General features: G+C 41.2%; 13 protein-coding genes, 1 rRNA gene and 1 pseudogene. 10 read left to right on the top strand and 5 right to left on the bottom strand.

Annotated elements, in window-relative coordinates; all coding sequences use genetic code 11:
• Window positions 1-540 precede the first annotated feature (540 nt).
• Window positions 541-2,274, bottom strand: a complete 1,734-nt coding sequence (locus L634_RS0125480) for an ABC transporter ATP-binding protein (protein WP_026584865.1) — start codon at window positions 2,272-2,274, stop codon at window positions 541-543.
• Between the two features lie 126 nt (window positions 2,275-2,400).
• Between L634_RS0125480 and L634_RS0125475 the strand changes: the two genes are divergently transcribed.
• From L634_RS0125475 to L634_RS35020, 4 genes and pseudogenes are all read left to right on the top strand, one after another.
• On the top strand, window positions 2,401-3,018 hold the full coding sequence (locus L634_RS0125475) for a DUF3298 and DUF4163 domain-containing protein (RefSeq protein ID WP_026584864.1): 618 nt from the start codon (window positions 2,401-2,403) through the stop codon (window positions 3,016-3,018).
• A gap of 723 nt (window positions 3,019-3,741) precedes the next feature.
• A complete protein-coding gene (locus L634_RS0125470; RefSeq protein ID WP_026584863.1) occupies window positions 3,742-4,446 on the top strand; it encodes a helix-turn-helix domain-containing protein in 705 nt (234 codons plus the stop codon).
• A gap of 90 nt (window positions 4,447-4,536) precedes the next feature.
• Window positions 4,537-5,442, top strand: a complete 906-nt coding sequence (locus tag L634_RS0125460) for an EamA family transporter (RefSeq protein WP_026584862.1) — start codon at window positions 4,537-4,539, stop codon at window positions 5,440-5,442.
• A 26-nt stretch (window positions 5,443-5,468) separates the two neighbouring features.
• Window positions 5,469-5,561 (top strand): annotated as a pseudogene (locus L634_RS35020) (hypothetical protein); the annotation flags it as partial.
• A 40-nt stretch (window positions 5,562-5,601) separates the two neighbouring features.
• Here the strand turns inward: L634_RS35020 and L634_RS0125455 are convergent.
• The 3 genes from L634_RS0125455 to ahpC all read right to left on the bottom strand — a co-directional run bounded on the left by L634_RS0125455 (window position 5,602) and on the right by ahpC (window position 8,328).
• On the bottom strand, window positions 5,602-5,997 hold the full coding sequence (locus tag L634_RS0125455; protein WP_026584861.1) for a (deoxy)nucleoside triphosphate pyrophosphohydrolase: 396 nt from the start codon (window positions 5,995-5,997) through the stop codon (window positions 5,602-5,604).
• Between the two features lie 223 nt (window positions 5,998-6,220).
• The gene (ahpF, locus tag L634_RS0125450; protein ID WP_026584860.1) at window positions 6,221-7,750 is read right to left on the bottom strand and encodes an alkyl hydroperoxide reductase subunit F; all 1,530 of its coding nucleotides are present in this window, start codon (window positions 7,748-7,750) and stop codon (window positions 6,221-6,223) included.
• Between the two features lie 14 nt (window positions 7,751-7,764).
• Window positions 7,765-8,328 carry an alkyl hydroperoxide reductase subunit C gene (ahpC, locus tag L634_RS0125445; RefSeq protein ID WP_026584859.1) on the bottom strand — a complete coding sequence of 188 codons (564 nt, stop codon included), beginning with the start codon at window positions 8,326-8,328 and terminating at the stop codon, window positions 7,765-7,767.
• A 678-nt stretch (window positions 8,329-9,006) separates the two neighbouring features.
• Here ahpC and L634_RS0125440 point away from each other — a divergent pair.
• From L634_RS0125440 to L634_RS0125425, 4 genes are all read left to right on the top strand, one after another.
• Window positions 9,007-9,336 (top strand): PadR family transcriptional regulator, encoded by a 330-nt coding sequence (locus L634_RS0125440; protein WP_026584858.1) that lies wholly within the window; start codon window positions 9,007-9,009, stop codon window positions 9,334-9,336.
• Window position 9,337: 1 nt separating this feature from the next.
• Entirely contained in the window at window positions 9,338-10,120 is a 783-nt protein-coding gene (locus L634_RS0125435; RefSeq protein WP_026584857.1) for a hypothetical protein, read from the top strand.
• Window positions 10,113-10,454 carry a zinc ribbon domain-containing protein YjdM gene (locus L634_RS0125430; RefSeq protein WP_026584856.1) on the top strand — a complete coding sequence of 114 codons (342 nt, stop codon included), beginning with the start codon at window positions 10,113-10,115 and terminating at the stop codon, window positions 10,452-10,454. The genes L634_RS0125435 and L634_RS0125430 overlap by 8 nt, the downstream gene beginning before the upstream one ends.
• Before the next feature lie 304 nt (window positions 10,455-10,758).
• Window positions 10,759-12,378 carry an ATP-binding protein gene (locus L634_RS0125425; protein ID WP_026584855.1) on the top strand — a complete coding sequence of 540 codons (1,620 nt, stop codon included), beginning with the start codon at window positions 10,759-10,761 and terminating at the stop codon, window positions 12,376-12,378.
• Window positions 12,379-12,642: 264 nt separating this feature from the next.
• Here L634_RS0125425 and L634_RS0125415 read toward each other — a convergent pair whose 3' ends face one another.
• Window positions 12,643-12,975, bottom strand: a complete 333-nt coding sequence (locus tag L634_RS0125415; protein ID WP_026584853.1) for a hypothetical protein — start codon at window positions 12,973-12,975, stop codon at window positions 12,643-12,645.
• A 128-nt stretch (window positions 12,976-13,103) separates the two neighbouring features.
• On the opposite strand from L634_RS0125415, the gene L634_RS0125410 reads away from it, so the two are divergent.
• Both L634_RS0125410 and L634_RS0125405 read left to right on the top strand, forming a co-directional pair.
• Window positions 13,104-14,045: an alpha/beta hydrolase gene (locus L634_RS0125410; RefSeq protein ID WP_232233843.1), complete on the top strand. Its 942-nt coding sequence runs from the start codon at window positions 13,104-13,106 to the stop codon at window positions 14,043-14,045.
• A gap of 410 nt (window positions 14,046-14,455) precedes the next feature.
• Window positions 14,456-14,678 (top strand): 16S ribosomal RNA (locus L634_RS0125405); the annotation flags it as partial.

Genomic DNA, 14,678 nt, shown 5'->3' with positions numbered 1-14,678 from the left:
ATGTGTTAGTCTGCCCGGAAACCGCAAAAATTGGCGAATGAAATGCTGATCTATAAATGTCAGAAAGCGAAATATAATAATATCGTAGAATTTTAAGAGAAAGGCTCTTTTCTCATAAATTGTTGTCTTACTTATAAATTCTGCCCGTTGATTTCCGCTACGGGCACTCAAGCTGTCAGCGGGGAGGAATGAGAGCCTCCTCGGCTTCGCCTGCGGGGTCTCCCACTTCCCTCACTTCCCGCAGGACATTGAATAAGCTTCCCTGNCCTGGCACCGCACGAAGGAAATGCGGTAGCATTTTCGAGGATCAAGTGCCCTCCGCTACAATCAACTCAGTAAGTTAAATTAATTTTGCAGTTAAAAGCAAAAAACTTTACGAAAACAGCCAAGAGAAAAGATAATAATTTAAAATACAGCAGGAAAGGGCCAGTCTACAGGGACTGGCCCTTTCTTAAAAGACAAGAAAGTACAACTTTGAGCTTCGATAATGGTCTAGCTGCTTTCGAATAAGCTTGTTCCGAAAAGGCGCCTCCGCTTTTTTTATGCAAGCTGCTGCTCGGCAAACTCGCGGTATAACTCATGTGATTGTGTTAATTCATAATGAGTGCCGATGCCAGTGACTCGCCCTTTTTCGATAAAGACAATTTTATCTGCATCAACGATTGTGGAAAGCCGATGGGCGATAACGAAAGTCGTCCTGCCTTCCATTAAGCGTGTCAGAGCCTGCTGGACAATGCCTTCAGATTGGCTGTCGAGGCTGGCTGTGGCCTCGTCCATCATCAGGATTTTTGGATCACGCAAGAATGCACGGGCAATCGCAATCCTCTGGCGCTGTCCGCCTGAAAGCTTCACGCCCCGTTCACCCACTTCGGTATCGAGCCCTTTTGGAAAATCTTCAATAAATTGATCGGCGTAAGCCATTTTGGCAACTTCCCACAAACGTTCATCCGGGATGCTTTCCGGATTTTCCAAGCCATAACAGAGATTTTCCCGGATGGTTCCTGCCATCATGGCGCTTTCCTGTGATACATAGCCGATTTGGCTGCGCCAGGATTTAAGCGAGATTTGCTGGATTGGAGTGCGGCCAATTCTGATTTGGCCTGTGGTCGGTTCGTAAAATCGCTCCAGCAGCGCGAAAAGGGTGGTTTTCCCGCTGCCGCTTGGACCGGCCAAGGCAATCATTTGGCCTGGCTGTGCTTCCAATGAAATGTTTTGGAGGACGGGTTCCTCCTCGCTATAAGAAAAGGACACGTTATCAATGGCAATCGGCTGGCTGCTGATATCCATTGCGGCGCCATCCTGTCCTTCTTCCAGCGGCTGATCCAATATCTCGATAATCCGCTCGGTAGCTCCTTTGGCTTTTTGCAGCTGGGTAAAGAACATCGCGAATGAGGTAATCGGCATAATGATCTGGAACAGATAAAGCAAAAACGCGACGAGAGAGCCGGTCGACATGGTCCCGTTCGCCACGCGCATGCCGCCATAGGCAATGATCATGACAATGACGACCATCATGATCAGATACATCAGTGGGCCAATCATGGCGAAAATCCTGGCTTCTCTTAAGCCAAAGCCAAGCAGCTTATCGATGCCTTCCAAGCCTTTTTCCTCTTCATTTTGTTCGGCGGTAGAAGACTTCATTAAGCGGATTTCACTAAGCGTCTGCGTGATATGGCCGGTAAAAGTCGCCGTCTCGTCCTGAAGCCCGCGGGATATCTTCGCCATTTTTCGGCCAAGAGGCATCATAATGGCCAATGTAATGGGAACGGAAATGAGCATAAGCAGAGTCATTTTCCAATCCATTACAAGCAAAATGATGATCGCCCCAATGATGCTAATGATCCCGGTAATAAATTGCGGAAAGTGATTGGTAATCAGCTCCCGGACAATGCTGGTATCATTCACCAAGCGGCTAACTGTTTGCCCGCTCGATTGCTTATCAAAATAGCTGACTGGCAGCCGGATCAGCTTTATCCACATCCGGCCGCGCAGCCTGGCTACCACTTTCTGGCCGACATAGCTGAGCAGGTAGATCGAAATTCCGCTAATGATCGCCTGAATGATAAAAGCGGCACCAATCCCGATGATGAGCGGGACGCTTAACGATTCTACTGAAAAACCATCCACGAGATTTTTGGTCAGCAGCGGAACGACAAGTCCGGTCAATGTGGTCAAGATGCTGGCCGTTAACCCGATGATAAGCGCGGCCTTTGGAATTTTTGTTGATAGTATGAGGGATAGGAATGGTTTTAGGCTGGTTTGCTGGTTTTCCATTTGGGGTACTCCTGTCTTATATTTTATCGATTTTATTATATACCATTAAAACTTCCAATTCCTGTTGTGCACCCTAATGCCCATCCCATGAATAGAATGTGTTAAAAACCAAAAGGATGGATAGCCGTGGCGATTAATTTTCCTGTAGGCATTAAAACGATGACCATCAGCAGCGGGCCGACTAAAGTGGTTTATTATCCCCGGGTAACCGGGATGGAAAATAAGCAGCTTCAAAATTTTATAAACAGCACGATTGTTAAGGTGAATCAGCAGCTCATCAGCGAGCAAACAGGGGCGATGGATACAACTGTGGTGGATTTGTATGGATATTATGAGATTAAAAGCAACGAACGCGATGTATTGAGCCTGTCACTATCCAACTATGTCTATCACTATCATGCCGCGCATGGAATGACTGTTATAAAATCCCTGACGTTCGATCTGCAGAAAGGAAAGCAGGTTTCACTAAAAGATTTGTTTAAACCGGGGAGTGACTATGTAAAGAGGATTTCAGACTTGATTGCTGTACAGATCAAGGAGCGTAACATTCCGCTTCTTGTTGATTTTAAATCAATTAGACCGGATCAGGACTTTTACATCGCAGACAAAGCACTGGTGGTCTATTTTCAACTTTATGAAATAGCACCCTATGCCTATGGATTCCCGATGTTTCCGATCTCTGTTTATGATCTGCAGGATATTATTGATGAAGATGGGCCGCTGGGAAGGATGGCAGCGAATTGATGGAGGAGTCAAAAACTATTTCCTGCACACAACTAATTGTGCAGCATTCTAATAAAGAAGGTGAGCTTCTATGAGGAAGCACACCTTCTTTAAATTTTAAAATCATTGTTCAATCTTTATATTGCCTGACTCTTGGCAGACAAGTGAAAACAAAGAACAGGTAAGAAAGTTTCTATGCTGTTAAAAACAACAATGTGATTGAATTTGATTCTGAATCGTTCTGGTTTAACGATGCCATTTCCCTGGAGAATCAGATGGAGTTTGTAGTGAGCGAATTAATTAAAAGGAAATAGATTCGGGCTTTTGTTGGGTTTGACAAGTTATTTTAATTAGGCTGGAGAAGGATGAGGAGAGGGTCTAATGGGTCCTCTCTTTATTTTTTTATAGGGGATGATGGTCAATAAGAAAATAGTTAAAGCCGAGGTAATTATTTCGAAAAAGTTGAATTAACCCAGCCTCTTTGGAGGTGGAGCATAACAATAGTTGGGGAAGAATGGAGGCTGAAGGAGTAAATCCTTCTCTTTTGGTGCGGGAATCTAATTAGAATGTTTAAAGAGCAATACCTATAATTCGGTGAACCGTATCAAAAATAATAGTTATGGGTAAAGCATTTTTTAAGGAGTGATAAAGCAGTAATTAATATTTATCTTTATTAAAATACTTTATGACCTATTTGTTTGATTATATAATATAACTCAAATTATGAGCAGGGAGGGAGTGAAAATGGAAAATAGCAATCAAGTAATTTGTGAGAAAAGATCGTATTCCAGAGAGTTTATAACTCACCAGCATGAATTTGCACAAATTCTCTTTCCATTACAAGGCTCTTTAGATATACAAACAAATTGGCAAGAAATAAACCTTACCTCGAATTACTGTTTTTATCTTCCTCCAAAGTTTAACCATATTTACCGTTCTACTGACAGGAATGAATTCTTAATCTTAGATATACCAGAACATTATTTGCCAAACCATACAAATAGTATGTATATGAATTTAGATGAACAATGGTCTTCAATCCGTTTCTTGCTATTGGAAGAGGCTTCCAATCAGGAAAGCGCATCATCTGGATTAAATGACTTAACCAGATATATAACCAATAAACTGCAAATGTCTAAATCGCCTTCGATTGACTATATTCATAAGCATTACAAGAAACCTATTAAATTAGAAACTCTAGCAGAATTAGAACATTATCATCCAGTATATTTTTCGTCATGGTTTAAACAACGAACGGGCAAAAGTCCAAAAGTTTATATTTCTGAACTACGCTTGAAAGAGGCAAAGCATTTGCTATTGACCACAGCATGGTCAATTTCGAATATTGGCGAGGAATTAGGTTTTGAAAATTCTTCATCATTTACAAGATGGTTTGTGAGATGTGAGGGAATGCCTCCGCAAAAATATAGAGTCCTTAAAAATGGATAAAAGGAACATTAAACTTGGTAAAGAAAAATCAGCGGGAATTTTCTATTATGAGTTTAAACGTTCTTTTTATTTTTTTTTGGGGTGAGCCAAATGAATGAAAAATTTTCGCCATTTTTGATTTTACTTGCTGCGATACTGTGGGGAACAACTGGTACAACTCAAGCACTAGCACCGGAAACTGCACATCCAATTGCTATTGGTGCAACTCGCTTAGCAGTGGGAGGAATTTTTTTATTACTTATCATTATCATACTTGGGCAATTGAACATTAAAAATTGGCCAATTAGGTCAACTTTGCTGGCTTCATTATCTATGGCGTTCTATCAACCATTATTTTTTTCTGCAGTAACAATTACAGGAGTAGCTATTGGAACAGTCGTAGCAATTGGGAGTGCCCCCATTTTAGCTGGTGCCATAGAATGGGTCTTTAAAAAAAAGCGTCCGTCTAAAATTTGGTGGTGCTCTACTTTCACATCTATTGTTGGATGCTTAATGCTCTTTATAAATAAGGATTCTCTATATGTAAATCCTCTTGGGATCGTAATGGCTATTGGTGCTGGATTAACGTTTGCAGTATTTGCTCTTGTAAGTAGAAACTTGCTTGAGAAACATTCACCTTTAGAGGTAGTTGCTGTTGTCTTCACATTAAGCGGAGTCTGTTTATCACCATTTTTATTTGTTTATGATATGTCCTGGATAGCTAGTTTTCGAGGTGTTGGTGTCAGTCTTCACCTTGGGATTATAGCAACTGGTATAGCATACTTTCTCTTTGCTAAAGGTCTTAACTATGTATCTTCTTCAACTGCAGTCACACTTTCGTTAGCAGAGCCGCTAACAGCAGCATTATTAGGAGTATTTTTACTAGGTGAATACTTGCATGTAACATCTTGGATAGGGATTTTTCTCTTAATACTAGGGATCGGAATGTTAATATGGTCATCCGATAATACAGAGAGTACTCCTTCCGGGCAGGCGGCTGCGGGGCCTGCGAAGTAAAAGTAGAAGGTGGGCAGGTTGGTCATTTTGATTCGTTCCTGACCGAAGAGCAAAAAAGTTCCATGCAGACAATATTAAGTTGTGCTTCTCGAGGGCAGGGGAGGCTGTTGGATTTGTAACGAAAAAGGTGTTTCCCAATAGTGATGCTTACAGTAAGCTTTATTTTTCATTCATTAACTGTTCAACAGCCGGCACATCCGCAGGAGCCCATACCAGCGAGCCAAGATTTTCCCGCTTCAGCCAAATCAGCTTAGAATGCTCAGCCGGAGCTGGCATGCCTTCAACAATCCTGCATTTGATTGAGATTAAGTTGATTATTATACTTTCATATTCATGGATATTGTCATGAAATATGTCTGCTGTTTCAATTTTACACCCTAATTCCTCATCAATTTCTCGTTTTAACGCAGAGAATAGATCCTCATCCTGTTCTACTTTACCGCCTGGAAATTCCCACATGTTTGCTTGCGACATTTTCGGGGACCTTAGTGCACAGAGTATTTCATGTTGGTCATTTTCAATAATGGCTGCGACTACTTTGATCTGTTTTTTCAAGGGTGGTTCCTCCTAATAGGGTATGTAATTCTATGATACCACTATTAGGGAACCGCTTTAAGTGAGCATGGGAACAAGCTTTATCGGAATTCAATCAAACGTTTGATTGAATTTCACAAGCATAAGAAAAGCCGCTCCTGCTAGAGCAGGAAGCGGCTTTTTATGTGATTGGAGGGCAGCACGCCAAAACGTTACGGATAGGTAACTTTTTGATGCGTTACACTTAGTTTCGGATCAGATAGTCAAAGGCACCTAGAGCTGCGGTTGCGCCGGATCCCATGGAGATGATGATTTGCTTGTAGGCACTGTCAGTACAGTCTCCTGCAGCAAATACGCCAGGGATGTTTGTAGCGCCGTGCTTGTCCACAACGATTTCGCCGAAGCGAGTGCGTTCGATCTTGTCGCCTAACCAATCTGTGTTTGGAACAAGGCCGATTTGGACGAATACACCTTGCAGTTCAACGTGGTGAACTTGTTCTGTTTCACGATCCATGTATGAAATTCCGTTTACTTTGTCAGTGCCGGTGATTTCTGTTGTTTGAGCGTTTGTGATAACCGTTACGTTTGGAAGGCTATTCAGACGCTCTTGTAAAACGGCATCTGCTTTCAATTCAGCATTAAATTCAAGGACAGTAACGTGGTTTACGATCCCTGCAAGGTCGATGGCTGCTTCTACGCCGGAGTTTCCGCCGCCGATTACAGCTACATCTTTGCCTTCAAACAATGGACCATCGCAGTGAGGGCAATAAGCCACACCTTTATTCTTGAATTCTGATTCGCCTGGTACGCCTACGTTTCTCCAGCGTGCACCCGTTGAAAGGATGACCGATTTACTTTTAAGAACGGCACCGTTCTCGAGTTCAATCTCAACAAGTTCTTTCTTGTCGAGGCTCTTGGCACGCTGCAGGTTCATGACATCAATGCCATAATCTTTAACGTGTTCTTCAAGGCTCGCAACAAGCTTAGGACCTTCTGTGTGCTTAACACTGATAAAGTTTTCAATGCCCAAAGTATCCATAACTTGTCCGCCAAAGCGTTCAGCAACGATTCCTGTACGGATTCCTTTGCGTGCTGCGTAAATAGCTGCACTGGCTCCCGCAGGGCCGCCGCCGATAACAAGTACATCATATGGATCTTTATCAGCGAATTCTGATGCATCAGGGCCAGTTCCCATCTTGGCTAGAATTTCTTCTAGGCTCATACGGCCGCTTCCGAATTCTTCACCATTTAGGAAAACAGTTGGCACTGCCATGATCTGTTTAGCGTCAACTTCTTCTTTGTAGGCTGCGCCGTCGATCATGGTATGAGAAATATTAGGGTTTAGAACACTCATTACGTTTAGAGACTGCACCACATCAGGGCAATTATGGCAGCTTAAGCTGACATAAGTCTCAAAGTGATATTCTTCCTTAATATTTTTTACCTGGTCAATTACTTTTTGATCTACCTTAGGTGCTCTTCCGCTAACTTGAAGCAGAGCAAGCACTAAGGAAGTGAATTCATGTCCAAGAGGAATGCCGGCGAATGTGATGCCAGTGTCTTCTCCAGGGCGGTTCACACTAAAGCTTGGTGTTCTCTGCAATTCAGCGTGCTCAACTTTAATGTGGGAGGACATGGCAGCCAATTCATCCACTAAAGCCAGCATGTCGCGAGAAACATCATCTGATCCTGCGCTGACTTTTAAAAGGATGTCGCCTTCCATCATTTGAAGATATTGAGCTAATTGTGCTTTTATATCTGCATCAAGTAACATGTTTATCTTGCTCCTTAAATTTTACCTACTAGGTCAAGGCTTGGCTTAAGTGTTTCAGATCCTTCTTTCCACTTAGCTGGGCAAACTTCACCTGGGTTATTGCGTACATATTGAGCTGCTTTAAGCTTGCTTACAACTTGGCTTGCGTCACGGCCAATGCCGCCAGCGTTAATTTCAACTGTTTGGATAACGCCATCTGGGTCGATGATGAATGTTCCGCGTTCAGCTAGTCCTTCTTCTTCGTTTAGGACATCAAAGTTGCGGGATAATTTTTGGTTAGGGTCACCGATCATTACGTATTCAATCTTTCCGATTGTTTCGGAATTATCGTGCCATGCTTTGTGAGTGAAGTGTGTATCAGTTGAAACAGAGTAAACTTCAGCTCCCATATCTTTTAAAGTTGCATATTCGTTTTGAAGGTCTTCTAATTCAGTAGGACATACGAATGTGAAGTCTGCTGGATAGAAGCAAACTACGCTCCACTTGCCTTTGAAGTTTTCCTCTGTAACATCGATGAAATCACCGTTATGGTATGCTTTTGCTGAGAATGGTAGTACTTCTTTGCCGATTAATGCCATGATAAAATTCCTCCTTAAAGTGATTAAGTATTTAATTATTAATTAAATAGCGGACTATTTAATAATAATTCTAATTCGGTAATCATTATCATATAGAATACATTATTTTGTCAAGGGATAAGTTTTTAAAATGTTTCCTCTTTCCCCAAATTGAGTTGATGCCTGTTATAAAAAGTTATAAAGCTCAGTATTGAGGAACTTTTTACTGAAAGTTTTTGCTGAAATCAGATTATGGAAAATCATAAGACGACAATGGAACCCGGGCATAAATGTTTTGCCTCCCTCAATCTCAACTAATGTAATTTCTATGTTAACAATTGAGAATAAAATTAATTTCGAATAACGAGTCACTAAAAAAGCTTCTGATCCCCATTATCTTGTTATTCCCTTTTAGTCTAAAACCAATCAGTGTTTTTCTCCAAGTTCCTGGTTTCTCTGCGAAAACAGAACTTGATTTTAATCGAGAGATTAGTGATAAAAAATTTACATAAGATCCGGATGGATTTATTTCAGATATTTGGGCTTGGTCCTGTATTTAAGTAATTTCCATTATTTTTCAAAAATACCTTGCATTACAATATAGTGGTTGTTACAATGATGACATATCTTGTATTGCAAGGTATTTATATTTTAAATGTATGTCTTGCATTACAAGGTAGTGGAAGGAGTAAATTTTCGATGTCAGATACGACTCAAATGCTAAAGGGAATTTTGGACGGTTGCCTATTAGCCATTATTAAAGAAGGAGAAATTTACGGATATGAGCTGGCAGCAAGGCTGGAGACCTATGGATTTCAATCTTTCAGCGAAGGTACCATCTATCCATTGCTCCTGAGGATGCAAAAGGAAGGGCTGGTTAGTGCTACTTTAAGAAAATCAACAGCAGGCCCCAAGCGGAAATATTACACATTAACAGACAAAGGGGAGCAGGAGCTGGAACTATTCATTGCCCGCTGGGATCAGCTAAGCTCGTCTGTTGACCATGTATTGAAAAAAAGGGGGAAGTAAAATGATATCAAAAGAGTCGGAACAGTTTTTGACAGAACTACGCTTTTACTTAATGTCAAAAGGAAAAAACGATGAAGAAATTGATGATATAACAGAGGAGCTTAAAGTTCATTTAATGGAAGCTGAAGCGGATGGGAAAGATGTGTCTCATATAATAGGGGAGAGCCCCAAGCAATATATGAAAAGCATTGGAGAATCAATGAGGACAGATTATCGGCAAATGGCAGCGTTAGTTCCAATGATGATACTTTTGCTGGCTTCTTACCTTAGCATAGGACCAGCGATTGAGGGGGAGTTTTCACTATCTAAGGGAATGCTGTGGATAGCCATGTTAGCAGGGGTGATTGGTGCTGGAGTTTATAGTCTGATGATTTTTAAAGTGCTGCCTAAACTAATTCATTCTAAATGGGGATATATATTGGTTTTAGGAACAAGCATTGCTGTTACAGGATTAGGGGTTATTGTATTGCTTTGGTATAAGAAGCAGGGATTTGAAACGGTTTTTGTTGCGACCCCTTTTCAAAATAATGTGATTGTCGCCATTTGCGCAGCTATTTTTATTGCTGCTGCCATCTATACGAAAACCTGGTTTACGGTTGTGATTCCCTTGTTTTTATCAATGGGGCCTATAACCAATCGCCTTATCCCGCAGGATGTTAATGAAAACCCAGCGTATATCTTTTATACTGTAATAGCATTGCTAATATGTGCAGCGGCTGCCATAACCTTTTTTATTATTAAAAGAAAAAAGCTGCTGAACGATGGAGGAAAACGAAATGTCTAATTTGCCAAATTGCCCGAAATGCAACTCAGAGTATACGTATGAGGACGGAACCCTATTTGTCTGTCCGGAGTGTGCGCATGAGTGGACTGCAGAATCCGAAGCTGAGAGCCATGAGGAAGCAAAGGTAGTCAAGGATTCGAATGGGAATGTGCTGAACGACGGTGATACTGTTGCGGTCATTAAGGATCTTAAAGTAAAAGGATCTTCTTCCGTTATTAAAATCGGGACGAAAGTGAAAAATATCCGCCTGGTGGATGGCGATCATGATATTGACTGTAAGATCGATGGCTTTGGTGCGATGAAGCTGAAGTCGGAGTTTGTGAAGAAGGTGTAATAAAAATGGCCAGCTCTCCCTTTGGAACTGGCTGTTTTACATTTGTGGTTTGGGATCATGGATCTCTTAAAAAGAAATTATAATATACTCATTGTGCTTCTATAACACCACCTAGGAATAAGGCTGCTGATAGTAGGTAAGCCAATTCCTCCTTACGAAATAGGCATTTTTAAGTGCTGTACATTCTCGGACTTAGAAAAAATTTTTCTGTATGGACTTCCAAAATTGTTGTGGCAGGGCACACAACTCTGGTTTATGATAAAGAAAGAATATTATGAAATTGAAAAAAATAGGTGGGAGTCCATTGATACTTTTTGACTACATTGTTAATCTCTCCATTTTTTCTTTATTTGTCAGTACCCCCTTCGTCATACGCTCGTTTATCAATCATAAGCCTTTGAAGCAGCTCTATTTATGGGGCGGACTTTATGCAGGGATTGTATCTGCAGTTCTTGTGGGCCTATCATTTAATGAACAGGGATATTCTTACGATATACGCTACGCCATTCTGATTTTAGTCTTCTCTTACTTTGGGCAAGGGGCAGGGTTCATAACCGGCATTTTCGCCCTGGTTTCGAGGCTTGCAGCGAGTGAGAACTGGGAGCCTGCAATTGCGGGATGGCTGATTATTATGGTTGCTTTTACAGTTATACATAAACTTAGCTCCCGGGCTAATCCCATTAAAAGAACGGCCATTTTATCCGGGGCCTATTTGATTATTTATGTGATTACGGTACCAATTATATTTAACGTTTTCAGGGATAATCCTATTTTTCACCTCCAGTATTTAGTGTTTGTCATGCTCGGTGTACTGATAGGAAGTTTATTGATCGAGTCCTATGAAAGACTGATTCGAATCATTGCGGAAAAAAAGAGGATGGAAGAGACGCTGGAGGAAAGTGAATCTAAATATCGGCTAATTGCCGAGAACACGTCAGATCTTATTGCGGTGATGAATCGGGATCTAACTTTAAGCTATTTATCACCGTCACATGAGTTTATTTTAGGGTATGAATTGGCGGAACTAAACAAGATGAAAATAGGCGTCATTGTGCATCCGGATGAGGCAGATCTTCTTCTGGCCAATCTTCAAATGATATTTGAAGACAATGGGGCTATGCCAATGGAGTTCCGGCTTCAGCATAAAGAAGGCTATTGGGTCGAATTTGAGTCACGCTGTATGCCTGTTAAGGGCAAAAATGGGATAATCGAACATATTGTAATGATTAGCAGAGATATTTCCGAACGGAAAAAAGCAGAAGAATTTCTATTGCAATCAGAAAAATTATCAATTGTTGGAGAGCTGGCAGCTGGAGTGGCACACGAAATCCGTAACCCGCTTACCACCATCAAAGGTTTCGTACAGCTTTATAAAAGCGATAACAGGATAATTAATGAATTGCTGCTGAGTGAGCTGGAGAGGATTGAAAATATCACAACCGAGATGCTATCGCTAGGAAAGCCGCAGGCCATTCAAATGAACAAGGCCAATTTAAGGGATATTATTGAGAATACTATAGAGTTTTTATCTCCGCAGGCTAATATGAATTGCATCCAATTTAACCTCAACTTTGAAGAATCCTCATTTTTTATCATGTGCGAAAAAAATCAAATCAAGCAGGTCTTCCTGAATCTTTTAAAAAACGCTATGGAAGCTATGGATAAGGGAGGGGACATCGAGATTTCCCTCCGGCATGGCAGAGAAGGTGAATGTGTGGTTTCCGTTCGGGATCAGGGCTGTGGAATCCCGGAAGAACTTCTGCCGCGTTTGGGCGAGCCTTTTTATACATTGAAAGAAAAAGGGACAGGCCTTGGGCTTATGATTTGCCATAAGATTATTAAGCAGCATCATGGCAGCATTACGTATAAAAGCAAGGTGAATGAAGGAACGTTAATTGAGATTTCATTGCCGCTGGCGAAGTGAAGAAAGAGTGAATTCCTATAAGCGTATTCTTTTACTTGAATAAAAGAAGTAAATCCTTCAACAGGAAAATGAAGATGTTCCTATTATGAGTCTGTTCCGATCGGGGACAGGCTCTTCATTATACTGAAAAAAACGAGACGCTGTGAGAACGCCTCGTTTTCCAATAAAACCTCCCATTTTCTTAACCTTCATAGTTAAAACAACTGTACCAATACCATTATGCTTCCAGGTGTACACGGGAGCCCCGCACATTTTCCCTTCCTTTTATTTCGTTTTTTCCTTTATTTGTTCGCGGATGCTTTCGAGCTCTTCCAATGATAAGGATCCTAGCGATTTCTTTATTTCTTCTTCAATTTGTTTTTTATTTTTTTCCCTATACTGATCCCACCACTCCCGAAGACCTTCAGTATGGGTGAGAAGATATTCGATATCAATTTCTTCTATTTCATCATCAGATAAATAATCTAAGACAGCTGCCAGCATCCGATTTAGCTTGGTGTTTTCATCTTCCTCTTTTTCCTTTGCGGGAGACGTTTCCTCCTTTACTGTCGCTTTTTTCTCGTCTTCTTCGCTTGCTGCTGAAGATTTTCGCGGCACGGGATATCCCTCCTAGTAATAACATGAAATTTACTTATAGTATTGCCTTAAAAATAAGAATAAAAAGAGTGAACGATTTTTCTGTTGAACCGTCTTATTTGTAAAAAGCATAAGTCTGGGGTGCTGTGATGATGAAAGAATGTGAAATTCAAATTCATACAGATATAATCCTAAAAGGAACGGCAAGTTTTCCGGAGAAGTCAAAAGGAAAACTTCCTCTCGTTGTTATTCTCCATGGATCAGGTCCGGTTGACCGGAATGGGAATGCGAAAAGTATGCAAATGAACGCCTATAAAATGCTGGCTGAATTTTTTGCTTCCCATGGAGTTGCGGTTCTTAGATACGATAAGAGGGGGGTGGGCGAGAGCGGCGGGAATTATTATGAAACAGGCATGTGGGATTTAGTGAATGATGGAGAGGCGGCTGTGAAAGCGGCCCAATTACTCCCGGAAGTTGATCCTGACAGAATCTTTATGCTCGGGCATAGTGAGGGGTGTACCTTAATTCCTCCAATTAATAGGAGGGTAGATGCTGCTGGCATAATCCTGCTTGCCGGGCATGCTGATAATGTAAGGACGGCTTCTGAAATGCAGACCAAATTGCTTGAAGAAGAAGTAGCCGCAATGAAAGGATTTAATGGAATGCTTCTTCGTGCCTTAAAAGTGCATAAAACCACAGCCTCTAAACAGAAAAAAATATTTGATGAAATGATGGAATCTGATGAGACAGTGATGAAGAAAGGGTTAACAAAGATTAATGCGAAGTGGGCACGAGAGCATTTTCAGTATGAAATGGAAGAAGATTTAACTGCAATTGCTTGTCCTGTGCTGGCGATTACCGGAAAAAAAGATGTTCAAGTGAATCCGGAACATGTTCACCTTTTTGCTGAAAAAGTGCATGGACCTGCAGAAGGATATATTGTAAAAGAAATGAATCATCTGCTGAGAGACCAGGAAGAGCCTGTTTCTATGATTAAACTAAAAGCTATATATAAAAATTGCCTAACTAAGCCCCTAAGTCCTGAAATGTTGCATTTAATCAGGCAATGGGCTGAAAAGTATATTCTATAATGGAAGAAAGGATGTGTGCTCATTTAATCTTTCAGCGATTTTTCAATGGGTATGCACTTTTTTTATTTTAGGTGTTGACTTCTGCTCATAAATTATTGTAAGATGGTTTTTGTCGCTGAGGGGCAATCGCTCAACGGCAACGAAAAACCATCAAATCTATTGAAACATTAGCAAAAAAAGTTAAAAAATAAAGTTGACTTCTTCGATAGAAGATGATACAATGAATTTCGTTGTCACTTCGAAAGAAGATCAACAAATTAGTTCTTTGAAAACTAAACAAAACAGAAACGTCAACGTTAATTCTTTAGTCTTTTTTGAAAAGACAACAGCGGATCGTCGATTAAGTACGCCACGTCCTGTGGCAACATCGACGCCAACACATCCGTGTGTAAGTGAGCTTAATCAACTCTTATATGGAGAGTTTGATCCTGGCTCAGGACGAACGCTGGCGGCGTGCCTAATACATGCAAGTCGAGCGGACGGATGGGAGCTTGCTCCCAGACCGTCAGCGGCGGACGGGTGAGTAACACGTGGGCAACCTGCCTGTAAGACTGGGATAACTCCGGGAAACCGGGGCTAATACCGGATAATTCTTTTTCTCACATGAGGGAAAGCTGAAAGATGGTTTCGGCT

Source organism: Bacillus sp. J33 (assembly GCF_000518885.1).
Lineage (GTDB): Bacteria > Bacillota > Bacilli > Bacillales > Cytobacillaceae > Cytobacillus.
This window is presented reverse-complemented; position numbering and strand designations above follow the sequence as displayed.

What these genes read in the sequence shown, in the direction of transcription:
- L634_RS0125480 (WP_026584865.1), bottom strand. Translation starts at nt 2,274, where the DNA reads ATGGAAAACCAGCAAACCAGCCTAAAACCATTCCTATCCCTCATACTA.
- L634_RS0125470 (WP_026584863.1), top strand. Translation starts at nt 3,742, where the DNA reads ATGGAAAATAGCAATCAAGTAATTTGTGAGAAAAGATCGTATTCCAGA.
- L634_RS0125460 (WP_026584862.1), top strand. Translation starts at nt 4,537, where the DNA reads ATGAATGAAAAATTTTCGCCATTTTTGATTTTACTTGCTGCGATACTG.
- ahpF (WP_026584860.1), bottom strand. Translation starts at nt 7,750, where the DNA reads ATGTTACTTGATGCAGATATAAAAGCACAATTAGCTCAATATCTTCAA.
- ahpC (WP_026584859.1), bottom strand. Translation starts at nt 8,328, where the DNA reads ATGGCATTAATCGGCAAAGAAGTACTACCATTCTCAGCAAAAGCATAC.
- L634_RS0125440 (WP_026584858.1), top strand. Translation starts at nt 9,007, where the DNA reads ATGTCAGATACGACTCAAATGCTAAAGGGAATTTTGGACGGTTGCCTA.
- L634_RS0125435 (WP_026584857.1), top strand. Translation starts at nt 9,338, where the DNA reads ATGATATCAAAAGAGTCGGAACAGTTTTTGACAGAACTACGCTTTTAC.
- L634_RS0125430 (WP_026584856.1), top strand. Translation starts at nt 10,113, where the DNA reads ATGTCTAATTTGCCAAATTGCCCGAAATGCAACTCAGAGTATACGTAT.
- L634_RS0125410 (WP_232233843.1), top strand. Translation starts at nt 13,104, where the DNA reads ATGATGAAAGAATGTGAAATTCAAATTCATACAGATATAATCCTAAAA.